Origin of the sequence: Pseudomonas sp. 18.1.10, from assembly GCF_024655625.1 — a bacterium.
Classification (GTDB): Bacteria; Pseudomonadota; Gammaproteobacteria; order Pseudomonadales; family Pseudomonadaceae; genus Aquipseudomonas.
In genome coordinates this window covers 26,950-50,159 of sequence record NZ_JANLGL010000004.1, presented here as the reverse complement: position 1 = coordinate 50,159, position 23,210 = coordinate 26,950, and the positions used below count along the sequence as shown (strand labels likewise).

Below are 23,210 nucleotides of genomic sequence, written 5' to 3'. Positions count from 1 at the left end.
GCAGATGTTACCCAACCACATCATCACTGGCAAGCCGAATTCAGGCGCAAACTTCACTTACCAGTTTTGCCAGGCTTTCCGCATGCTCGCGAACCTGCGTTTCATCATCACCTTCGACCATGACACGCACCAGAGGCTCTGTACCGGACTTGCGCAACAACACGCGCCCACGCCCCGCCATTGCTAGCGTTACGCGCTCGCACGCCTCTTTGACAGCCGGGTGCTCGATCGGGTTTTCGCCGCCCGCGAAGCGCACATTGAGAAGCACCTGCGGACATTTGCGCAGCGCCTGGCGCGCCTGGGCAAGGCTCTCTTCACGGCGACGCAACGACAGCAATACCTGCAGCGCAGCAATAATCGCGTCGCCTGTGGTGGTGTGCTGGAAGCAGACCACGTGCCCGGAGTTCTCGCCACCGACCTGCCAGTTACGCTCCAGCAACTCGGCAATCACATAACGGTCACCCACGTTGGCGCGAACGAAAGGTATGCCGAGATCAGCCAAGGCCAGCTCCAGCCCCAGATTACTCATCAGCGTACCGACAACGCCCCCCTGCAGCTTGTCACGCTCATGCAGGTCACGCGCAATGATGAACAACAGGTCATCGCCATCGACCACGGCGCCCGTGTGATCGACCATCAGCACGCGATCGCCATCGCCATCAAAGGCAATACCGAGGTCGGCATGTTTGGCCAGCACCGCGGCCTGCAACTGCTCCATATGAGTGGAGCCGCAGTTTTCGTTGATATTCAAGCCATCAGGTTGAGCCGACAACACGGTGACATCCGCGCCCAACTCCTTGAAGACACTTGGCGCCACCTTGTAGGTCGCACCATGGGCGCAATCGACGACGATTTTCAGCCCGGCAAAATTGGTACTGGTGGGCACGCTGCTCTTGCAGAACTCGATGTAGCGGCCAGACGCGTCATTGATTCGCGACACCTTGCCCAATTTGCTGGATTCGACCACGGTCATCGGCGCATCCAGCAACTCTTCGATCATCAGTTCGATTTCATCAGGCAACTTGGTGCCCTGGCCGGAGAAGAACTTGATGCCGTTGTCATCATGGGGATTGTGCGAAGCACTGATCACGATACCGGCTTCAGCGTGAAAGGTACGCGTCAGGTAGGCGATCGCAGGCGTCGGCATCGGCCCCAGCAACATCACGTCAGCACCGGCGGCGGACAAACCGGCCTCCAGCGCAGACTCAAACATATAACCCGAAATTCGAGTGTCCTTGCCCACCAGGATGCGGCACGCGCCCATGCTGCGGAACGCCATACCTGCCGCCCAACCCAGCTTGAGCATGAAATCAGGGGTAATCGGGAACTCGCCGACCCGACCACGGATACCGTCGGTGCCAAAGTATTTTTTAGTCATAAGTGCTCCATCATTCTTATTCGGCAGATTCTACAGCGGCCAGCATGCGCACCACATCGACCGTCTCGGCGACGTCATGTACACGCAAGATGCGCGCACCCTTGGTCACAGCAAGCGCCGCAAGCGCCAGGCCACCATACAACCGTTCACCCACTGGACGATTCAATGCCAGCCCTATCATGCTCTTGCGCGAAACCCCAACCAACAGGGGGCGACCAAGGGCATGGAGGGACTCCATGTGCTTAAACAGACTCAGATTATGTTGCAGGGTTTTGGCAAAACCAAACCCTGGATCAAGGATGATCTTTTCCGCGGCGATCCGTGCACTGGCGCACTGGGCGATCCTTTCTGCCAGGAAACCACTCACTTCGCCAACAAGGTCATCGTAATGCGGGCTGTCCTGCATATTCCCAGGCTCCCCCAGCATATGCATCAGGCACACCGGCAAACCGGTGGCTGCCGCCGCATCCAGGGCACCATCACGCTGCAATGAGCGCACATCATTGATTAGCCCAGCCCCAAGGCGCGCAGTTTCACGCATCACTGCCGGGGTGGACGTATCAACCGAGATAATCACATCCAGCTCACGGGCGATGCGCTCAACAATCGGCGCAACCCGCTCCAGCTCCTCCAACGGAGAAACCACACGAGCACCGGGACGAGTGGATTCACCACCCACGTCAATCAACGTAGCCCCAGCCGCCACCATCGCCTCGGCATGGCGCAAGGCAGCATCAAGCTGACTGAAGCGGCCACCGTCGGAAAAGGAATCGGGGGTTACATTAAGAATGCCCATCACGTGCGTATGGGCCAAATCAAGAACCCGATTGCCGCAAGGCAACCGGGTGGAGGACAACACAGAAGTCATTTCAAACCTTAGTGGTCAGCCGCAGGGCCGCCGATCGGGGTTTCCGGACGCTCATTCTGAGTCACTGGGGGAGTACCCGAAGTACCCGAGCCACCCTCCCAATCGCGTGGTTCACGCGGGGCGCGACCGGCCATGATGTCGTCGATCTGGTCGGCGTCGATGGTTTCGTACTTCATCAACGCGTCAGCCATCGCATCCAGCTTGTCGCGATTATCGGTCAGGATCTGCTTGGCCGTGCCGTAGCACTGGTCAATGATGCTGCGCACCTCGGAGTCGATCAGCTTGGCTGTCTCGCCAGAGAAGCTTGCGCTTTGACCACCGCCGCCACGACCCAGGAACACTTCGCCTTCTTCCTCAGCATACATCAATGGACCGAGCTTTTCTGACAGACCCCACTTGGTCACCATGTTTCGTGCGATCTGGCTGGCACGCATGATGTCGTTGGAAGCACCGGTGGTCACACCGTCAAAGCCCAGGGTCATTTCTTCAGCGATACGGCCACCGTACAGCGAGCAGATCTGACTGATAAGTGCGCGCTTGGAGAGGCTGTAGCGATCCTCTTCCGGCAGGAACATGGTGACACCCAATGCCCGACCACGAGGAATAATCGACACCTTGTAGACCGGATCATGCTCAGGCACAACGCGACCCACAATGGCGTGACCGGCTTCGTGATAAGCGGTGTTCTGCTTCTCTTTCTCGGACATGACCATGGATTTGCGCTCGGCGCCCATCATGATCTTGTCTTTCGCCAATTCGAATTCCTTCATTTCCACGATGCGCTTGCCGGTACGGGCCGCAAACAGCGAAGCCTCGTTCACCAGGTTGGCCAGGTCAGCACCGGAGAAGCCCGGGGTACCGCGGGCAATCACGGCCGGAGCCACGTCGTCACCCATTGGCACTTTGCGCATGTGTACTTTGAGGATCTGCTCGCGACCACGGATGTCCGGCAAGCCGACCACCACCTGGCGGTCGAAACGACCTGGACGCAGCAATGCCGGGTCCAATACGTCTGGACGGTTGGTTGCAGCGATGACGATGATGCCGTCATTCATCTCGAAACCGTCCATCTCTACCAGCAACTGGTTGAGAGTCTGCTCACGCTCATCGTGACCGCCACCCATGCCGGCGCCACGATGGCGACCAACGGCGTCGATTTCATCGATAAAGATGATGCAAGGCGCGTGTTTCTTGGCCTGCTCAAACATGTCGCGAACACGGCTGGCACCCACACCGACGAACATCTCGACGAAGTCAGAACCGGAAATGGTGAAGAAAGGCACCTTGGCTTCGCCGGCAATCGCCTTGGCCAGCAAGGTTTTACCGGTACCCGGTGGGCCCACCATCAGCACGCCGCGAGGAATACGGCCACCCAGGCGCTGGAACTTGCCCGGATCGCGCAGGAACTCAACCAGCTCGCCCACTTCTTCCTTGGCTTCATCGCAACCTGCGACGTCAGCCAGGGTGGTCTTCACCTGGTCTTCGGAAAGCAGGCGCGCCTTGCTCTTGCCAAAGCTCATCGGCCCGCCCTTGCCTCCCGCACCACCCTGCATCTGGCGCATGAAGAACATGAACACGGCGATAATCACCAGGATCGGGAAGCTGGCCACCAGGAGCTGCGTCCAGATGCTCTGCTGCTCTGGCTGCTTGCCTTCGACAACAACCTTGTTATCCACGAGGTCCCCGATCAGGCCGTTGTCCGGAATATTCGGGCGAATGGTCTTGAAGCTATCGCCATCGTTGCGTTTGCCGGTGATCACAAAGCCATCAACCGCCACGCGCTCGACCTTGCCATCCTTGACCTGCTGGATGAAGTCGGAATAGTTGAGGGTCTGCGGCTCGTTAGGGCTGGAGAAGTTGTTCATCACCGTCACCAGGACAGCTGCGATGATCAACCACAGGATCAGATTCTTTGCCATATCGTTCAATTAACTACCCTCTGAAGCAAGCTCCGCTACTGGCGCGCGCTTCGCATGATATTCACCGGCCTAACTTACTACATTACCTACAACACTGGCAGGCGCCGTCTGTAACCCTTTGTGAAACTTTGACTACACAATATTCGTAAAGCTTCGTGACGAAAGCGACATAAAAAAACCTATCGCCTTCCTCGGCTTTCTTAAAAACGCTCTTCGCTTGTCGCACCTTCGACGCCACGGAAGCCGCGGCACAGCAGGTATTGCTCCCTGGACCGGTCTCGGGACGAGTCGGGCTTACGCGTCTGCACCTTATCGAACAACTTGCGTATGTTCTTGTGGTACTCGTCGAAACCTTCGCCCTGGAATACTTTCACCAGGAAATCGCCACCGGGACGCAATACCCGACCCGCCAAATCCAGCGCCAGCTCGCAAAGGAACATCGCACGCGGCATATCGACGGCCGGTAATCCACTCATATTGGGGGCCATGTCGGAAATCACAAGGTCTACCTGCGAATTTCCCACAGCCTCAAGGATTTCGGCGAGCACCGTGTCCTGAGTGAAGTCACCATGAACAAAGGTCACGTCCGGGATGCTGTCCATCTCAAGGATGTCGGAAGCGATAAGACGACCTTGCCCACCAATCAGACGACTGGTCACCTGGGACCAGCCACCGGGGGCGGCACCAAGGTCGATAACGCTCATGCCTGGACGAATCAACTTGTCCTTATCCTGGATCTCCAGCAGCTTGTAGCTGGCACGGGAGCGGTAGCCGTCCTTCTGCGCCTTTTTGACGTAAGGATCGTTGAAATGCTCTTGCAGCCACTTGAGGCTAGTTTTGGAACGGGCCACGGGCCACCTCGAAAATAAAACGGGTTGTGATTAACTGGGCGGTCCCGGACTCGCTCGGGTAAACTGGCCGCCGCTTTTTACAAGATCAGACGCAGGGGTCAGATTATGCCGCTCACTCAAGAGCAGAAGAAACAGTACAAATCCATTGGCCACCATCTGAAACCAGTTCTGATTGTGGCAGACAACGGTTTGACTGAAGGTGTGTTAGCCGAACTTGAACGCGCATTGGGCGATCACGAACTGATCAAGATCAAGGTCAACATCCTTGACCGCGAAGCGCGCCTGGCCGCCATTGCAGAACTGTGCAAGGTGGGCAAAGCGGACCTGGTTCAGGTCATCGGCAAGATGGCGCTGCTGTATCGCAAGAATTTCAGCGTCAACAAGCAACTGTCGAACGTTCATCGCTTCAAATGATTCAAAGGGTCACGGGCGTGCTTCGCGCGCCCTGCCACTCCATCCCGGCGCCGGCTGCACCACCAGCACCAAGCCAGAGAAGCCTAGTACAAGATAGCTGAACAACTGCCAGCGCAACGCTTCCGGCAGCCACACATGCACGATGCAGAACATTGCACACGCATACAGCGCCATCAACAGCAGTTGGCCGCGAATATCCCGCCACAAACTCCCCCAGCCTTCGGCCTTGACCAGCACCAACGCCTGGAGGGTCACGCACGCCGCCGCAAAACCCACCAGCAGCGCACTCAGTAATCCGTCGATCTCATCGATCAACAACGGTGCCAGGCCAATCAGGCCCAGCGCCGGTAAAACACCAATGTGCAACAGCCACAGGCCGCCTACCCAAAGCATCTGGGAGAGCTGCCACAGCATAGCGCCCGCACGAAGCGGGCGCCGCCTTTCAGACGTGACGAACTTCAACAATCTCGTACTCGATCACGCCACCCGGCGTCTTGACGGCCACCACATCACCCTCTTCCTTGGCAATCAAGGCGCGAGCGAGCGGTGAACCGACGGAGATCTTGCCGAGCTTGAAGTCAGCTTCATCTTCACCAACGATGTGGTAAACCACGCTTTCGTCAGTCTCGACGTTGGCGATTTCCACGGTGGTGCCGAAAATCACCTTGCCCGTCTTCGGAATGGTCGTCACATCGATGACCACCGCGTTCTGCAGGCGGCCTTCGATGTCACGGATCCGTGCCTCGACCATACCCTGCTGCTCACGGGCAGCGTGGTATTCGGCGTTTTCCTTCAAGTCGCCCAGCTCGCGGGCCGTACCGATGTCCTGGCTCAGCTTTGGACGTACGACCTTGGTCAGGTGGGCGTGCTCCTCTTCCAGGGCCTTGAAGCCCTGGACGGTCATTGGGTATTTGGTCATGCCTTCAATCCTGCGTGTAGATCCTGCAAGCGACGCACGGTTTTTTCAGGACCGAACTTGAGCGCTTCGCAGATAGCTTCGCCAGCAGCAATGGTGGTGGTGCAGTAGATCTTGTGCTGCAAGGCGTTACGGCGAATGGAGTAGGAATCCGCGATCGACTGGCGACCTTCGGTGGTGTTGATAATCAGGGTGACTTCGTCATTCTTGATCATGTCGACCACGTGCGGACGGCCTTCCGTCACTTTGTTCACGCGACGCACTTTCAGGCCGGCAGCTTCGATCAGCTTGGCGGTCCCGGCGGTGGCCACGACTTCGAAGCCCAAGTTGATCAGATCACGGGCCACGCCTGCAACCAGAGGTTTGTCGTCGTCACGCACGCTGATGAACGCAGTACCGCCGGTCGGCAGCACTTCGCTGGCGCCCATCTGGGCCTTGGCGAACGCTTCACCGAAGGTATCGCCCACGCCCATCACTTCACCGGTGGACTTCATCTCTGGGCCCAGGATCGGGTCCACACCAGGGAACTTGGCGAATGGGAACACCGCCTCTTTCACACTGTAGAAGTTCGGAATGATTTCCTTGGTGAAGCCGATTTCCTTCAGGGTCTTACCAGCCATCACGCGGGCAGCGATCATGGCCAGGGACACACCGATGCACTTGGAAACAAACGGCACGGTACGCGAAGCGCGCGGGTTGACTTCGATGACGTAGATGTCTTCGCCTTGCAGCGCCAACTGTACGTTCATCAGGCCGACCACGCCCAGCTCCAGGGCCATTTTCTTGACCTGTTCGCGCATCTCGTCCTGGATGTGCAGCGGCAGCGAGTACGGCGGCAGCGAGCACGCGGAGTCACCGGAGTGAACGCCCGCCTGTTCGATGTGCTGCATGATCGCGCCGATCACTACATCAGTACCGTCGCAGACGGCATCCACGTCCATTTCAATGGCGCAGTTGAGGAAGTGGTCCAGCAGCACCGGGCTGTCGTTGGACACTTTCACCGCATCACGCAGGTAACGCTTGAGCTCTTCTTCTTCGTAGACGATTTCCATCGCACGACCGCCCAACACGTAGGACGGACGCACCACCAACGGGTAGCCGATCTTGCTGGCTGCACGGATGGCTTCGTCTTCGCTGCGCACGGTGGCGTTTGGCGGCTGACGCAGGTTCAGGCGCTCAACCATTTGCTGGAAGCGCTCACGGTCTTCGGCACGGTCGATGGCGTCAGGGCTGGTACCGATGATCGGTACGCCAGCCGCTTCAAGCGCACGAGCCAGTTTCAACGGGGTTTGGCCGCCGTACTGGACGATCACGCCTTTCGGCTTCTCGACGCGCACGATTTCCAGCACGTCTTCCAGGGTCACTGGCTCGAAGTACAGGCGATCGGAGGTGTCGTAGTCGGTGGAAACGGTTTCCGGGTTGCAGTTGACCATGATGGTCTCGTACCCGTCTGCGCGCAGGGCCAGAGCGGCGTGTACGCAGCAGTAGTCGAACTCGATGCCTTGGCCGATACGGTTTGGACCGCCGCCCAGGATCATGATCTTGTCGCGACCCGACGGCGCCGCTTCGCACTCTTCCTCGTAGGTGGAGTACAGGTACGCCGTGTCGGTGGAGAACTCGGCGGCGCAGGTGTCAACGCGCTTGTAGACCGGGAAGATATCCAGCTTGTGGCGATGGGTACGCAGGTTCTTCTCGGTCACGCCCAGCAGCTTGGCCAGACGCTGGTCGGAGAAACCCTTGCGCTTGAGGCGGAACATCATGTCGCGGTCGATGCTGGCCAGACCCAAAGTCTTGACCTTCTCTTCTTCCTTGATCAGATCTTCGATCTGTACGAGGAACCACGGGTCGATCATGTTCATGCCGAAAATGTCTTCGACGGTCATGCCGGCACGGAAGGCGTCAGCCACGTACCAGATACGCTCGGCGCCCGGCACGGTCAGCTCGCGCTTGAGCACGCTCATGCTTTCCGGGTTGCTCAGGTCGAGCTTCTCGTCCAGGCCGCAAACGCCCACTTCCAGGCCGCGCAGGGCTTTCTGCAGGGATTCCTGGAAAGTCCGGCCGATGGCCATGACTTCACCCACGGATTTCATCTGGGTGGTCAGGCGCGCGTCAGCCTTGGCGAACTTCTCGAAGGCGAAACGTGGCAGCTTGGTCACAACGTAGTCGATGGACGGCTCGAAGGACGCCGGGGTCTTGCCGCCGGTGATGTCGTTCGACAGCTCGTCCAGGGTGTAACCCACCGCCAGCTTGGCCGCGACCTTGGCGATCGGGAAACCGGTGGCTTTCGAAGCCAGGGCCGACGAACGGGATACACGCGGGTTCATCTCGATCACGACCATGCGGCCGGTGTCCGGGCAAATGCCGAACTGAACGTTGGAACCACCGGTTTCCACGCCGATCTCGCGCAATACCGCCAGGGAGGCGTTACGCAGGATCTGGTATTCCTTGTCGGTCAGGGTCTGTGCTGGCGCCACGGTGATCGAGTCACCGGTGTGCACGCCCATCGGGTCGAAGTTTTCGATGGAGCAGACGATGATGCAGTTGTCCTTCTTATCGCGGACAACCTCCATCTCATATTCTTTCCACCCGATCAGGGATTCGTCGATCAGCAGCTCTTTGGTCGGCGACAGGTCCAGGCCACGGGCGCAGATTTCTTCGAACTCTTCACGGTTGTACGCGATACCGCCACCGGTGCCGCCCATGGTGAAGGACGGACGGATGATGCACGGGAAGCCCAGGGTCTCGAGGACCGCATTGGCTTCTTCCATGCTGTGGGCGATACCGGAACGCGGGCACGCCAGGCCGATGGACTTCATGGCCTTGTCGAAACGCGAACGGTCTTCAGCCTTGTCGATGGTGTCGGCGTTGGCACCGATCATCTCTACGCCGAACTTCTCCAGGACGCCTTCGCGCTCCAGGTCCAGGGCGCAGTTCAGGGCGGTCTGGCCGCCCATGGTTGGCAGCAGCGCGTCCGGGCGCTCCTTCTCGATGATCTTGGCAACGGTCTGCCATTTGATCGGTTCGATGTAGGTGGCGTCGGCCATGTCCGGGTCGGTCATGATGGTGGCCGGGTTGGAGTTCACCAGGATGACGCGGTAACCCTCTTCGCGCAGGGCTTTGCAGGCCTGGGCGCCGGAGTAGTCGAATTCGCAGGCCTGGCCGATCACGATCGGGCCAGCGCCGAGAATCAGGATGCTTTTTATGTCTGTACGTTTTGGCATGGGTTTGTCACTCAAATCCGCAGGTCAGTCGGCAAGCCGTCTTGAACAATCCTTGAAGTGCCTGCGGGGGCCGCCGAAGCTCGGGGCCGCCCGCAGGCCGCTCAGTCAGCGTCGCTTGGCCATCTCATTGATGAAACGGTCGAACAGCGGCGCTACGTCGTTCGGGCCCGGGCTCGCTTCAGGGTGGCCCTGGAAGCTGAACGCGCTTTTGTCAGTGCGCTCGATGCCTTGCAGGGAACCGTCGAACAGCGACTTGTGAATGGCGCGCACGTTGCCCGGCAAGGTCGCTTCATCCACCGCAAAACCGTGGTTCTGGCTGGTAATCATTACAACGCCAGTGTCCAGGTCCTGCACAGGGTGGTTGGCACCGTGATGGCCGTGACCCATTTTCAGGGTCTTGGCGCCGGAGGCCAGGGCCAGCAGTTGGTGACCGAGGCAGATACCGAATACCGGAATCTCGGTCTCCAGCACTTCCTTGATCGCCTGGATGGCGTAGTCGCACGGCTCAGGATCGCCCGGGCCGTTGGACAGGAACACGCCGTCCGGCTGCAGAGCCAGGACATCGCTGGCCGGGGTTTGCGCCGGCACCACGGTCACGCGGCAACCGCGCTCGACCAGCATGCGCAGGATGTTGTACTTGACGCCGTAGTCGTAGGCCACAACGTGGTATGGCAGGTCAGCGGCTTCGATGGTCGCGTGGCTGTCGGTCTTCAAGTCCCAGACAGTGGAGCGCCACTCGTAGGATTCCTTGGTGCTGACGACTTTCGCCAGGTCCATGCCTTTCAGGCCAGGGAAGCCCTGGGCTGCAGCAATCGCCGCGGCTTCGGAAATGTTGTCACCGACCATGATGCAGCCATTCTGCGAACCTTTTTCACGCAGGATGCGTGTCAGGCGGCGCGTATCGATACCAGCGATCGCCACAACGTTGTTGGCTTTCAGGTAATCGGACAGCGACATCGTGTTACGCCAGTTGCTCGCAACCAGTGGCAGGTCACGAATCACCAGGCCGGCGGACCAGACACGATCAGACTCGACGTCTTCCGGTGTAGTACCGGTGTTGCCGATGTGCGGATAGGTCAGGGTAACGATCTGTTGGGCGTAGGAAGGATCGGTAAGGATTTCCTGATAGCCGGTCATGGCGGTGTTAAACACCACCTCTCCAACGGTCTGACCGTCGGCTCCAATGGCTTCGCCGCGAAAAATGCTGCCATCAGCAAGGGCGAGTATGGCTGGCTTAGTCAAGAAGACCTCCCGTAAATAAAGCCTGAAAGGGCGATCGCAGGTTGTAAAAAAGCGGAGTGACGTATGGACACGTCACCCCGCTTCTTCACTGAATTATTCTGCGCGCTTTTAGTGGACACACTAAAGCTGTAGCTTACAGAAAAAGGCTTTTTTGGTCCACCGCTAATGAGCCGAAAAGGCAGGAGAATGCGACAGGACGTCGCTTAGCGGGTAAAAACGGGGCCTTAGGATAATCCTGAGGCCCCGTTTTAGCTACTGATTAGTGCAGATCCAGCACATCGCGCATGTCGTACAGACCAGGCGTACGACCTTCCAGCCACAGCGCAGCACGCACCGCACCCTTGGCAAAGGTCATGCGACTGGACGCCTTGTGCGTGATTTCCAGGCGCTCGCCTTCGGTGGCGAACAGCACGGTGTGATCGCCGACCACATCACCACCGCGCACGGTCGCAAAACCAATGGTGTCACGCGCACGCTCACCGGTATGGCCTTCACGGCCGTACACCGCCACCTTGGACAGATCACGGCCCAGCGCATCGGCAATCGCCTCGCCCATGCGCAGCGCAGTACCCGACGGCGCGTCGATCTTGTGACGGTGATGGGTTTCGATAATCTCGATATCCGCCTCATCGCCCAGCACACGAGCGGCCAGGTCCAGCAGCTTGAGCGACAGGTTCACGCCGACACTGAAGTTGGCAGCGAACACGACCGGAATCTCCTTGCCCGCCTCCACCAGCAACTGCTTCTGCTCAGCGCTCAAGCCCGTAGTGCCGATAACCATGGCCTTGCCCGCCTTGCGGCAGAACGCCAGGTTTTTCAGCATCACATCCGGCAGCGTGAAGTCGATCAGCACATCGAACTCATCGGCCACCTGCGCCAGTTCGCCCGACAACGGAACTCCGATACGCCCCAACGAGGCCAACTCACCGGCGTCCGCACCAATCAACGTGCTGCCGGGACGAACGATCGCCGCCGTCAGCCCGGAGACTGGCGAGCGCTGCTGCACCGCCTCGATCAGCGTCTTGCCCATGCGCCCGGCAGCGCCCATTACCGCTATACGTCGCATATTCACTCCTTACAGATCGCCGAAGAAGCGCTTCACACCATCGAAAAAGCCCGTGGTCTTCGGCGAGTGGGAGTCATCACCCGCCAGGGAACTGCGGAATTCTTCAAGCAGCTCGCGCTGGCGACGGTTCAGGTTGACCGGCGTCTCGATCGCCACACGGCACATCAGGTCGCCAGCACCGCCACCGCGCACCGGCGCAACACCTTTGCCACGGATACGGAACTGCTTGCCGGTCTGGGTCCCTTCAGGAATCTTGAGCTTCACTCGGCCGTCAAGGGTCGGAATCTCCAACTCGCCACCCAAGGCCGCATCGACAAAGCTGATCGGCACTTCGCAGAACAGGTGCTTGCCGTCACGCTGGAAGATCGAGTGCTCGCGCACATTGATCACCACGTACAGATCGCCCGTAGGCCCGCCCTGGGTACCCGCCTCGCCTTCGCCCGACAGACGAATACGATCACCGGTATCGACGCCCGCCGGCACTTTCACCGAAAGGGTCTTGTACTCTTCGACGCGGCCTTCGCCGTGGCAAGAGTCGCATGGATCGGAAATGATCTTGCCCTGGCCATGGCAACGCGGGCAGGTTTGCTGCACCGAGAAGAAGCCTTGCTGCATACGCACCTGACCAATACCGCCGCACGTCGGGCAGGTGATCGGCGAGGAGCCTTTCTTGGCGCCCGAGCCATCGCACGGACTGCAGTTGACCAGCGTCGGCACGCGAATGTTGACACTGGTGCCGCGCACAGCTTCTTCCAGGTTCAGCTCCAGGGTGTAGCGCAAGTCGCTGCCACGCTGGGCGCCACCACGCTGGCCACCACGGCCACCGCCGAAGAAGTCACTGAAGACATCGCCGAAGATATCGGAGAAATTCTGACCGCCAAAACCAGCGCCGCCGCCACCCATGCTTGGATCGACACCGGCATGGCCGTACTGGTCGTAGGCCGCACGCTTATTGGGATCAGACAGGCATTCGTAGGCCTCGTTGGCCTCTTTGAACAGCTCTTCGGATTCTTTGCTATCCGGGTTACGGTCCGGGTGATGCTTCATCGCCAGGCGACGGTAAGCCTTCTTCAGGTCCGCCTCGCTGGAGCTGCGCTCCACACCCAACACAATGTAATAGTCACGCTTTGCCATAAGTCTTTGCACTCTTAAGGACGTTCGGCCAGACCCTCCTGAGCCCTGCCAAACTCGTTGAGCCCCAATACAGGCCCGGACCCAACTCACGTCAATTCAACGATCCTGGTCATTACTACTTTTAGCCAGGTGCCCGGCCAAAAATGCGGTATTTACTGCTCGGAAAGCAGGAGCATTCCCGATCACACCGCCAGCACCCGAACGTTGTCGCATGCTGTAAAAATTCCCATACCCCAGACACGCCAACGCGGGAGCAAGCTCCCGCGCGGCGACATCCTACCAGTCACCGCTTGATAGCGGTCAACCGGGCGACCAACTTACTTCTGGTCTTTTACTTCTTCGAACTCGGCATCGACAACGTCGTCGTGCTTGGCTTCAGGCTCTGCCTGTTGCGCGCCGCCCTCAGGCTGAGCCTGTTGTTCGGCGTACATTTTCTGAGCAACCGGCGCGGAGACTTTCGACAGCTCCTCAACCTTGGCCTCGATGACAGCCTTGTCGTCGCCTTTGATAGCGGCTTCCAGGGCAACCACGGCAGCTTCGATTGCGACCTTCTCTTCGGCAGTCACTTTGTCGCCTGCATCAGCAACCATTTTGCGCGTCGAGTGAACCAGGGCGTCGCCTTGGTTACGTGCACCGGCCAACTCTTCGAACTTCTTGTCTTCTTCGGCATTCTTTTCAGCATCACGAATCATCTGTTGAATCTCTTCATCAGACAGACCGGAGTTGGACTTGATCGTGATCTTCTGCTCTTTGCCAGTCGCCTTGTCTTTCGCGCCAACATGCAGGATACCGTTGGCGTCGATGTCGAAGGTCACTTCGATCTGTGGCACGCCACGTGGTGCTGGTGGAATCTCAGCCAGGTCGAACTTGCCCAGGGACTTGTTCTGGGCAGCCTGTTTGCGCTCACCTTGCAGCACGTGAATGGTCACAGCGCCCTGGTTGTCATCGGCAGTCGAGAACACTTGCGATTTCTTGGTAGGAATCGTGGTGTTTTTCTCGATCAGCGCGGTCATCACGCCGCCCATGGTTTCGATACCCAGGGTCAGCGGGCTGACGTCCAGCAGCAGCACGTCTTTCACGTCGCCGGCCAATACCGCGCCCTGGATGGCAGCACCCATGGCAACCGCTTCGTCCGGGTTCACGTCTTTACGTGCTTCCTTGCCGAAGAACTCGGTGACCTTCTGCTGAACCAGTGGCATACGGGTCTGACCGCCCACCAGGATCACGTCGTTGATCGCGCCGACGTCGATACCGGCGTCTTTCAGAGCAATGCGGCAAGGCTCGATGGTGCGCTGAACCAGGTCTTCGACCAGCGATTCCAACTTGGCGCGAGAAACCTTCACGTTCAAGTGCTTAGGACCGGTGGCGTCTGCAGTGATGTACGGCAGGTTGACGTCGGTCTGCAAGCTCGAAGACAGTTCGATCTTGGCTTTCTCGGCAGCTTCTTTCAGGCGCTGCATCGCCAGCGGGTCACCTTTGAGGTTCATGCCGCTTTCTTTCTTGAATTCGTCAACGAGGTAGTCGATCAGACGAATGTCAAAGTCTTCACCGCCCAGGAAGGTGTCACCGTTGGTGGCCAACACTTCAAACTGGTGCTCGCCGTCAACTTCAGCGATCTCGATCACGGAGACGTCAAAAGTACCACCGCCCAAGTCATAAACGATCACGGTGTGGTCGCCTTTGGCCTTGTCCATACCGTAAGCCAGAGCAGCTGCGGTTGGTTCGTTGATGATACGTTTTACGTCCAGGCCCGCGATGCGGCCGGCGTCTTTGGTCGCCTGGCGCTGGCTGTCGTTGAAGTAGGCCGGAACGGTGATCACCGCTTCGGTCACTGGCTCACCGAGGTAGTCTTCGGCAGTCTTCTTCATCTTTTTCAAGACTTCGGCCGAGATCTGCGGAGCGGACATTTTATTGCCGTTCACTTCAACCCAGGCGTCACCGTTGTCAGCCTTGGCGATCTTGTACGGAACCATCTGGATGTCTTTCTGTACGACTTGTTCGTCGAACTTACGACCGATCAGACGTTTTACTGCGTACAGGGTGTTGTGCGGGTTGGTTACAGCCTGGCGCTTGGCCGACTGACCCACCAGGATCTCACCGTCATTGGCGTAAGCAATGATCGACGGCGTAGTACGCGCGCCTTCGGCGTTTTCGATAACTTTAGCTTTACCGTTTTCCATAACGGAGACACACGAGTTGGTGGTCCCCAGGTCGATACCGATAATTTTGCCCATGATTTACTCTCCCGAAACTTGAATTTGGTTGCCGCAGCAGTTGTGGCTAACTGCGGTAGCACTTAAACGCTTGACTTATAGATGGGGGCCTTGCGGCGAATTTCAAGCCTGCTCATCAATAGAAGGTGCAACCGGTGCAGGAGCCTTGCTCACCACCACCATTGCCGGGCGCAGCAAGCGACCGTTGAGCAGATAACCCTTCTGGAACACTTTCAGCACGCTGTTCGGCTCAAGGTCATGGCTTTCCTGCATGGCCATGGCCTGGTGATGCTCAGCGTTGAACGGCTCGCCGCCTTGTGGATCAATAGCTTCCAGCTGATAACGCTTCAGGGTGTCCTGGAACATTTTCAGGGTCAGCTCGATCCCTTCGCGCATTGGGCGGATGTTTTCGTCATCCGGGCTGGACAACTCAAGGCCACGTTCCAGGCTGTCGATGATCGGCAGCAAGTCACCAGCGAATTTTTCCAGTGCGAACTTGTGGGCCTTTTCTACATCCTGCTCGGCACGGCGGCGGACGTTCTGCAGATCGGCGGCAACACGCAAAGCCTGATCATTCGCAGCGGCCAATTGCTCTTCGAGCACTTGCACACGAGTTGCCATGCCATCGCCGGCAGCCGCATTAGCGTCTGGAGTTTGCGTATCCTGCGTCTGTTCGTCAGCCATAGTTTTCTCCTTTCAAAATCATGCGCGAACTCAACTCGCGCTTCTGTTCCGGTATATGGGGCCACAATTTCCAGGTTCAAGGGCGCGAGCGTTACCAAAAGTCTTTCGTGTGCTCCGGATCAATTCCTGCACAGTCATTCCTGATTGCGCTAAAAAAACAAGCCATTCAAGCAAATCGAGCTAAGCGCCAGGATTGTCAGGCCAGAACAAAACACTGTATAAATAACCAGACCTAACGCCTGGGAGCGGCCGTCATGCTCGTGCACCTGTCTGTACATAACTACGCCATTGTTGAACACCTGGATCTCGAACTGGATCGCGGGATGAGCGTAATCACAGGCGAAACCGGCGCCGGCAAGTCGATCATGCTCGACGCCCTGGGCCTTACCCTCGGCGACCGCGCCGACAGCGGCGTCGTGCGCCCGGGTGCAGACAAGGCCGACATCCTGGCAACCTTCGACCTGGCGGACATTCCAGAAGCCGAAGCCTGGCTCGTCGAACGCGACCTGAATAACGACGGCCCGTGCATCCTGCGCCGTGTCATCACCGCCGAAGGCCGCTCACGTGGCTATATCAACGGCACGCCCTGCCCCCTTGGCGACTTGAAAGCCCTGGGCGAGTTGCTGATCGACATCCACAGCCAGCACGAACACCAGTCCCTGCTGAAAACCGACACTCACCGCCGCCTGCTCGACGAGTACGCCGGCGCCACCGACCTTGCGCGCCAAGTACAGCTGGCCGCCCAGCGCTGGCGCCAGACGCGCCAGGAGCTGGAACGCCTGTCCAATTCCGGTGACGAGCAGCGCGCTCGCCACCAATTGCTCAGCTATCAACTCGAAGAACTCGAAAGCCTGGGCCTGGGCGAAACAGAACTGGAACAGCTTGAGCAGGAACACAAGAACCTGACCAATGCCGAAACCCTGCTGGGTATTTGCCGTCAGGTGGTCGAGCAATGCAGCGAGAGCGATTCCGGCAATGTGCTCAATGCGCTGACCGCCAGCCTCAATCGCCTGTCCAGCGTGAACAATGCCTCCGGTTCCTTGAACGAAGCGACCACCCTGCTGACCAGTGCGCAAATCCAGGTCGAGGAAGCCGTTGGCGAGCTGAATCGCTTTCTGGACCACTTCGACGCCGACCCGGCACGACTGCAGGAAATCGAAGAACGCCTGGACACTATCTATACCCTGGCGCGCAAGCATCGAATCCAGCCAACCGAAGTGGCAACGATGCAGCAGAAACTGCTGGATGAAATCGAAACCCTGAATGCCAATGACGAATCCATTGAGCGCCTTGCCGATGAGCTTGCTGCTTTTGCCCGACACTATCAGGAGAAGGCACAAGAGCTGAGCGACCTGCGCCAACAGGCTGCCGGCGGCCTCGCCAGCGCCGTGGAACAGGAAATCCAGCGACTGGGCATGCCTGGCGGGCGCTTTACCATTGAGCTGCGGGCCAATGCCAACAACGAACTGCAACCCCACGGCCTTGAACAGGTAGAACTGCTGGTCAGCGCCAACCCTGGGCAGCCGCTCAAGGCGCTGGCAAAAGTGGCGTCCGGCGGTGAGTTGTCGCGGATCAGCCTGGCGATCCAGGTCATTACCGCGCAAACGTCTCGCGTACCAACACTGGTATTCGACGAAGTGGACGTGGGCATTGGCGGGCCGACGGCGGAAATTGTCGGCCAATTGTTACGCCGCCTGGGGGATCGCGGCCAGGTACTGACGGTCACCCACTTGCCACAAGTGGCGGCCCAAGGGCATCAACACCTATTTGTACATAAAGTGCGCGGCAGCGATGCGACGCACACGGCCGTGTCCAAGCTGAACAAGTCGGAACGCGTGGAAGAGGTAGCGCGGATGCTCGGTGGCATCGACTTGACCAAAGAGTCGTTGGCGCACGCGAAGAAAATGGTGGTGGCGTCAAAGGCCTGACCTGCCACTTTTACCTTTATATAGAAAGCACGAAGGCGACCCTAGGGTCGCCTTCGATCGTTTCACAGGGCAAATCTGCGCTGTTTTTACTTTTTCTTACGGATGTACAACACGAGATTGTGGTCAACCAAATCGAAGCCATGCTCCTCAGCAATCTTGTGCTGCAGCGCTTCGATTTCCGGACTGGTGAACTCGATAACCTCGTTGGTATCCAGGTCAACCATGTGGTCGTGATGACCACCGTCAGCCAATTCAAACACCGCATGGCCACCGTCGAAATTGTGACGAACCACCAGCCCTGCGGCCTCAAACTGGGTCAGTACACGGTAAACCGTGGCCAGGCCAACGTCTTCGTTTGAGTCCATCAGCGCCTTGTAGACATCTTCGGCACTCATGTGGCGCTGCTCAGCAGAATCGAGCATTTGTAGAATCTTGACTCGTGGCAGAGTCACTTTAAGACCGGCTTTGCGTAGTTCGCTATTTTCAACCATGGTTAGCTTTCTCGCGGATGCTGCTTCGCAGCTTCTCTTAATACGGGTATGATCGGCGTTTACGTTGTCCCAGCCAAGATAGTGGAAGTCGCCCACCGATGCAAAACACCAAGCTCTTGCTAACCAGTTTCACCTTTGTGGGACTGCTCGCACTCGCCGGTTGTTCATTCCCCGGGGTTTACAAAATCGACATCCAGCAGGGCAATGTCGTCACGCAGGACATGATAGACCAGTTACGCCCGGGAATGACCCGACGGCAAGTACGGTTTATCATGGGCAACCCCCTGCTGACCGACACTTTCCATGCTGATCGCTGGGATTATCTCTACAGCATCCAGCCTGGTGGCGGTGAACGCCAACAGGAACGCGTCAGCGTCATTTTTAATGGCAATGACCAGCTTGTGAGCCTGTCCGGCGACTTCATGCCCGGTGTAAGCCGTGATGAAGCCCTGCTCGGCAAGGACAACGGCACCACCCCGACTGCGCCGGCGCAGGAAGGCGAGAAGCCGAAGTCCGAAGTACCGGCCAAGCCGGGCTCCTTGCTCGACAAGATCCAGAAAGACGTCGACGGCGTGGAAACTGTTCCAGTCCCGACGCCGCAGCCTCTGGACACCAGCCCGCAGTAAGTTTGCGGCGCTCAACAAAAAGCCCGGCATGCCGGGCTTTTTGTTGCCTGCCATTTGGCAAGCCTAGGAATTCTGTTGCCTGGCCAAGGCAGCCTTGGCGGCACGCAACCGGCGCACCTCCTTCGGGTCCGCCAGCAAGGGCCGGTAGATCTCAATCCGATCACCTGCCTGCACAGCCCGAACCTCAGGGTCCGCAACCACCTTGCCAAAGATCCCCAACGGGCATTCCGCCAGCACCACTTCAGGAAACTGCGCCGCAATCCCCGATGCCTGCACCGCCGCCCGCAGGCTGGTGCCCGACGGCACCGCCACCACTCGCAAGACCTGGCGATCCTCGGCGGCATACACCACTTCAATCTCAACCATGCAATTGCTTGGCGCGCTGGCAGAACGCGTCCACCAGGGTATTGGCCGCCTGATTGAACAAAGGCCCCAACGTCGCGCGCACAAGCGGCCCCGCGTAATCAAAGGAAAGATCCAGGCTGATCTTGCACGCCTTGTCAGTCAGCGCCTTGAATACCCACACACCGTGAAGTTGGGTAAATGGCCCTTCCTGCAGATTCATCTCGATGGATTTCCCAGGCACCAAGACATTGCGCGTAACAAAGTGCTGGCCAATCCCGCCCTTCGCCACGCCGACACTGGCCACCATGTGCTCATCACTGCTTTCCAGCACTTCGGCGGCCGAGCACCACGGCAAGAACTCCGGGTAACGCGCCACGTCGTTGACCAGGTCATAGAGCGCCTGCGCCGGATAGGGCAGCAGGGCCGAACGTTGAATGTGCGTCGTCATGTGAGCGTTATTTCCACTGCTGAGGCAAACATCGCGAAACAACAGGCCGATCCGCGAGAGAAAAAAACCAAAGAACTGCCCGTATTGTCCGGGATTCATCCAACACGCTCAAGCACGCAGGTTGACCGTAGCCGACACGCTCGCAACTCCCTATAATGCCGCCCCTATGGCTAAACAAAAGAAACACCCCACAGGGACCATCGCGCAAAACAAAAAGGCGCGACACGATTACTTCATCGAACATCGGTTCGAGGCTGGCTTGGTCCTGGCCGGCTGGGAAGTAAAGAGCCTGCGTGCCAGCAAGCTGCAACTGGTTGACAGCTACGTGCTGCTCAAGGATGGCGAGGCGTGGCTGCTGGGCAGCCATATCACCCCGCTGACCACCGCGAGCACCCACGTGATTGCCGACCCGGTGCGCACACGCAAGCTATTGCTCAATGCGCGCGAGCTGGAAAAACTCGCCGCTGCCGTACAGCAGAAAGGCTATGCCTGCGTCTGCCTGTCCTGGTACTGGAGCAAGCATCTGGTCAAGTGCGAAATCGCACTGGGCAAGGGCAAGAAGGAATACGACAAACGCGATACCGAGCGCGAACGCGACTCCAATCGCGAGCTGCACCGCGCCGTGCGCAACAAAGGCAAGGAAGAATAATCCTTGCCGCGCTGTAGCCTTGGGTGGGTCACCCTTGGCTACATGCCTTTGCGCCGCTCCGCCCGTGCCACGCGCTGAACCTCCTGACGCACCTCTTCCAACACTTCCTGCACATACTGCAAATGACGTGTGGAGACCTCGCGAGCTTCCTCTGCCCGCCCTTCGATAATTGCCAGGTACAAAGCCCGGTGCTGACTGATTAGCATGTCGCGGGTTTCCGTACGCTGCTGATACATGCCACCAATGTTGGTCACCACATTGCGCTTGAGCAAATCGAACAGCCCACGAATGGTATGCAGCAACACGGCGTTATGACTGGCCTCGGCAATCGCCAGGTGAAAGCTCGCATCTGCCGCACCTTCCTCCGCCCGACTGACCTCATCGACACGCGCATAGCAATCCTGCAGCGCCTCAAACGCCGAGGTCAGCCGCTCACGATCAACCTCGGTGGCGCGCAACGCCGCGTAATAGGCGCATGACGCTTCAAGGGTCTGGCGAAACTCCAACAGATCACGCTGCGCCTCGGGATTGTTTTCCAACAGGTGCAGCAACGGATCGCTGAACGTAGACCCTAACGAATCAACGACGTAGTTCCCCCCGCCCTGGCGACTGACCAGCAAGCCCTTGGCGGCCAGTTTCTGGATCGCCTCACGCAACGACGGGCGCGACACACCAAACTGCTCCGCCAGTGCGCGTTCGGCCGGCAAACGCTCGCCCGACTTCAGCGTGCCCTCAAGGATCATCCCCTCAAGCTGCTCGACAATATCGTCGGACAAACGGCGCTGACGCACCTGATCAAACCCCATAACTCATTCTCCACCATCCCGACCACTCGCCGGGCCCTCTATTCTCGCCTATCGCAGCGCTTGCAGCACCTATCAGAGCACTCTGGATTTACCCGCTCAGCCCCCCCCACCCACCGACCTACGACCAAAGTTTCGCGGGCGGCAAATTGACACACCACCCCGAAGACTCTTAACCTAGCCAACAGCGATTGTAAATTGGTATTACCAATTAACCAAGCTAACAAAAAATGCATGACCAACAACAATTAGGGGCCACCCCATATGCAAACCTGGCAACAGCTCTACAGCCCTCTCGGCAGCCTTGGCCTGTCCGCACTGGCCGCCGTTATTCCCATCGTGTTTTTCTTTCTGGCCCTGGCCGTGTTCCGCCTCAAAGGCCACGTGGCCGGCAGCATCACCTTGGCCCTTTCGATCCTGGTGGCGATCTTTGCCTTCCAGATGCCAGTCGACATGGCGCTTGCCGCCGCCGGCTACGGTTTTGCCTACGGCCTGTGGCCCATCGCATGGATCATCGTCGCCGCTGTCTTCCTCTACAAATTGACCGTCAAGAGCGGCCAGTTCGAAGTCATCCGCAGCTCGGTCCTGTCGATCACTGACGATCAACGCCTGCAAGTGTTATTGATTGGCTTCTGCTTCGGCGCCTTCCTCGAAGGCGCTGCCGGCTTTGGCGCCCCTGTGGCGATCACCGCCGCGCTGTTGGTGGGCCTGGGTTTCAACCCGCTGTACGCCGCAGGCCTGTGCCTGATCGCCAATACCGCACCGGTGGCATTCGGTGCACTGGGCATCCCGATCATCGTTGCCGGCCAAGTCACCGGCATCGACGCGTTCAAGATTGGCGCCATGACCGGTCGCCAACTGCCGCTGCTGTCGTTGTTCGTACCGTTCTGGCTAGTGTTCATGATGGACGGCCTGCGCGGCGTTCGTGAAACCTGGCCGGCCGCACTGGTCGCGGGCCTGAGCTTCGCCATCACGCAATACTTCACGTCCAACTTCATCGGCCCGGAACTGCCGGACATCACCTCGGCCCTGGCCAGCCTGATCTCCCTGACCCTGTTCCTGAAAGTCTGGCAACCCAAACGCACCGCAGGCGCGCAGATTGCCGGCGCGACCACCAGCGCCGCCGTAACCGCCAGTGCCGGCGGCTTCGGCCTGCCGCGCAGCACCGTGGCATCGCCTTACAGCCTGGGGGAAATTTTCAAGGCCTGGTCGCCCTTCCTGATCCTGACCGTGCTGGTCACCATCTGGACCCTCAAGCCGTTCAAGGCCATGTTCGCCGCGGGCGGCTCGATGTACAGTTGGGTGTTCAACTTCGCCATCCCGCACCTGGACCAACTGGTGGTCAAGGTCGCCCCGATTGTGACCAACCCGACGGCGATTCCAGCCGTGTTCAAATTGGACCCGATCTCCGCAACCGGTACGGCGATTTTCTTCTCCGCGCTGATCTCGATGCTGGTGCTGAAAATCGATATCAAAACTGGTCTGACCACTTTTAAGGAAACCTTCTACGAGCTGCGCTGGCCGATCCTGTCCATCGGCATGGTGCTGGCCTTCGCCTTCGTCACCAACTATTCCGGCATGTCCTCCACCATGGCGCTGGTATTGGCTGGCACGGGCGCAGCCTTCCCGTTCTTCTCGCCTTTCCTCGGCTGGCTGGGCGTTTTCCTGACAGGCTCGGACACCTCATCCAACGCCCTGTTCAGCTCGTTGCAAGCCACCACTGCGCACCAGATCGGCGTCAATGACACCCTGCTGGTCGCGGCAAACACCAGCGGCGGCGTGACCGGCAAGATGATCTCGCCGCAATCGATTGCCGTGGCATGCGCAGCCACTGGCCTGGTCGGCAAGGAATCGGACCTGTTCCGCTTCACGCTCAAGCACAGCCTGTTCTTTGCCACCATCGTCGGCCTGATTACGCTGGCCCAAGCCTACTGGTTCACCGGTATGCTGGTGCACTAAGGCCTGCACGCAATAGAGTAAGAATCGACGCCGGACCACGGTTCCGGCGTCAGCT

Annotated in this window: 21 protein-coding genes; 5 read left to right on the top strand and 16 right to left on the bottom strand. The window is 58.7% G+C overall.

Going from position 1 to position 23,210, the window contains the following annotated elements; translation table 11 throughout:
• Positions 1–40: 40 nt before the first annotated feature.
• From glmM to rlmE, 4 genes are all read right to left on the bottom strand, one after another.
• The gene (gene glmM / locus NUV89_RS01345) at positions 41–1,378 is read right to left on the bottom strand and encodes a phosphoglucosamine mutase (RefSeq protein ID WP_017735548.1); all 1,338 of its coding nucleotides are present in this window, start codon (positions 1,376–1,378) and stop codon (positions 41–43) included.
• A gap of 16 nt (positions 1,379–1,394) precedes the next feature.
• Positions 1,395–2,246 (bottom strand): dihydropteroate synthase, encoded by an 852-nt coding sequence (gene folP / locus NUV89_RS01340; RefSeq protein WP_257780018.1) that lies wholly within the window; start codon positions 2,244–2,246, stop codon positions 1,395–1,397.
• 8 nt (positions 2,247–2,254) lie between these two features.
• A complete protein-coding gene (gene ftsH / locus NUV89_RS01335) occupies positions 2,255–4,165 on the bottom strand; it encodes an ATP-dependent zinc metalloprotease FtsH (RefSeq protein WP_257780017.1) in 1,911 nt (636 codons plus the stop codon).
• Between the two features lie 200 nt (positions 4,166–4,365).
• Positions 4,366–5,016 (bottom strand): 23S rRNA (uridine(2552)-2'-O)-methyltransferase RlmE, encoded by a 651-nt coding sequence (gene rlmE, locus NUV89_RS01330; protein WP_017735545.1) that lies wholly within the window; start codon positions 5,014–5,016, stop codon positions 4,366–4,368.
• Between the two features lie 105 nt (positions 5,017–5,121).
• Here rlmE and NUV89_RS01325 point away from each other — a divergent pair, with 105 nt between their 5' ends.
• Positions 5,122–5,430 (top strand): YhbY family RNA-binding protein, encoded by a 309-nt coding sequence (locus NUV89_RS01325; protein ID WP_017139256.1) that lies wholly within the window; start codon positions 5,122–5,124, stop codon positions 5,428–5,430.
• A 9-nt stretch (positions 5,431–5,439) separates the two neighbouring features.
• Here the strand turns inward: NUV89_RS01325 and NUV89_RS01320 are convergent, their stop codons facing one another.
• The 8 genes from NUV89_RS01320 to grpE form a co-directional block, all read right to left on the bottom strand.
• Positions 5,440–5,844 (bottom strand): MFS transporter, encoded by a 405-nt coding sequence (locus NUV89_RS01320; RefSeq protein ID WP_192298923.1) that lies wholly within the window; start codon positions 5,842–5,844, stop codon positions 5,440–5,442.
• A 28-nt stretch (positions 5,845–5,872) separates the two neighbouring features.
• Positions 5,873–6,349: a transcription elongation factor GreA gene (greA, locus tag NUV89_RS01315; protein WP_124527760.1), complete on the bottom strand. Its 477-nt coding sequence runs from the start codon at positions 6,347–6,349 to the stop codon at positions 5,873–5,875.
• Positions 6,346–9,567 (bottom strand): carbamoyl-phosphate synthase large subunit, encoded by a 3,222-nt coding sequence (gene carB, locus NUV89_RS01310; RefSeq protein ID WP_257780016.1) that lies wholly within the window; start codon positions 9,565–9,567, stop codon positions 6,346–6,348. The genes greA and carB overlap by 4 nt, the downstream gene beginning before the upstream one ends.
• 105 nt (positions 9,568–9,672) lie before the next feature.
• Positions 9,673–10,809 carry a glutamine-hydrolyzing carbamoyl-phosphate synthase small subunit gene (gene carA, locus NUV89_RS01305; RefSeq protein ID WP_257780015.1) on the bottom strand — a complete coding sequence of 379 codons (1,137 nt, stop codon included), beginning with the start codon at positions 10,807–10,809 and terminating at the stop codon, positions 9,673–9,675.
• Between the two features lie 259 nt (positions 10,810–11,068).
• Positions 11,069–11,875 (bottom strand): 4-hydroxy-tetrahydrodipicolinate reductase, encoded by an 807-nt coding sequence (dapB, locus tag NUV89_RS01300; protein ID WP_257780014.1) that lies wholly within the window; start codon positions 11,873–11,875, stop codon positions 11,069–11,071.
• Between the two features lie 9 nt (positions 11,876–11,884).
• Entirely contained in the window at positions 11,885–13,009 is a 1,125-nt protein-coding gene (gene dnaJ / locus NUV89_RS01295; protein WP_257780013.1) for a molecular chaperone DnaJ, read from the bottom strand.
• Positions 13,010–13,326: 317 nt separating this feature from the next.
• A complete protein-coding gene (gene dnaK / locus NUV89_RS01290) occupies positions 13,327–15,243 on the bottom strand; it encodes a molecular chaperone DnaK (protein ID WP_257780012.1) in 1,917 nt (638 codons plus the stop codon).
• 102 nt (positions 15,244–15,345) lie between these two features.
• The gene (grpE, locus tag NUV89_RS01285; RefSeq protein WP_257780011.1) at positions 15,346–15,906 is read right to left on the bottom strand and encodes a nucleotide exchange factor GrpE; all 561 of its coding nucleotides are present in this window, start codon (positions 15,904–15,906) and stop codon (positions 15,346–15,348) included.
• A gap of 254 nt (positions 15,907–16,160) precedes the next feature.
• Between grpE and recN the strand changes: the two genes are divergently transcribed.
• Positions 16,161–17,834 (top strand): DNA repair protein RecN, encoded by a 1,674-nt coding sequence (gene recN / locus NUV89_RS01280; RefSeq protein ID WP_257780010.1) that lies wholly within the window; start codon positions 16,161–16,163, stop codon positions 17,832–17,834.
• 86 nt (positions 17,835–17,920) lie between these two features.
• Here recN and fur read toward each other — a convergent pair whose 3' ends face one another.
• Positions 17,921–18,325 (bottom strand): ferric iron uptake transcriptional regulator, encoded by a 405-nt coding sequence (fur, locus tag NUV89_RS01275; protein ID WP_124527768.1) that lies wholly within the window; start codon positions 18,323–18,325, stop codon positions 17,921–17,923.
• A gap of 98 nt (positions 18,326–18,423) precedes the next feature.
• On the opposite strand from fur, the gene NUV89_RS01270 reads away from it, so the two are divergent.
• Entirely contained in the window at positions 18,424–18,951 is a 528-nt protein-coding gene (locus NUV89_RS01270) for an outer membrane protein assembly factor BamE (protein WP_017735535.1), read from the top strand.
• Positions 18,952–19,014: 63 nt separating this feature from the next.
• On the opposite strand, the gene NUV89_RS01265 is transcribed toward NUV89_RS01270, so the two are convergent.
• Positions 19,015–19,317 carry an RnfH family protein gene (locus tag NUV89_RS01265; RefSeq protein WP_017735534.1) on the bottom strand — a complete coding sequence of 101 codons (303 nt, stop codon included), beginning with the start codon at positions 19,315–19,317 and terminating at the stop codon, positions 19,015–19,017.
• Positions 19,310–19,744 carry a type II toxin-antitoxin system RatA family toxin gene (locus tag NUV89_RS01260; protein ID WP_017735533.1) on the bottom strand — a complete coding sequence of 145 codons (435 nt, stop codon included), beginning with the start codon at positions 19,742–19,744 and terminating at the stop codon, positions 19,310–19,312. The genes NUV89_RS01265 and NUV89_RS01260 overlap by 8 nt, the downstream gene beginning before the upstream one ends.
• 166 nt (positions 19,745–19,910) lie before the next feature.
• Here NUV89_RS01260 and smpB point away from each other — a divergent pair, with 166 nt between their 5' ends.
• A complete protein-coding gene (smpB, locus tag NUV89_RS01255; protein ID WP_014719962.1) occupies positions 19,911–20,393 on the top strand; it encodes an SsrA-binding protein SmpB in 483 nt (160 codons plus the stop codon).
• Between the two features lie 38 nt (positions 20,394–20,431).
• Here smpB and NUV89_RS01250 read toward each other — a convergent pair whose 3' ends face one another.
• Positions 20,432–21,199 (bottom strand): GntR family transcriptional regulator, encoded by a 768-nt coding sequence (locus NUV89_RS01250; RefSeq protein WP_257780009.1) that lies wholly within the window; start codon positions 21,197–21,199, stop codon positions 20,432–20,434.
• Positions 21,200–21,460: 261 nt separating this feature from the next.
• Here NUV89_RS01250 and NUV89_RS01245 point away from each other — a divergent pair, with 261 nt between their 5' ends.
• Complete coding sequence (locus NUV89_RS01245; protein ID WP_257780008.1) at positions 21,461–23,155, top strand: lactate permease LctP family transporter; 1,695 nt, start codon at positions 21,461–21,463, stop codon at positions 23,153–23,155.
• Positions 23,156–23,210: the final 55 nt, after the last annotated feature.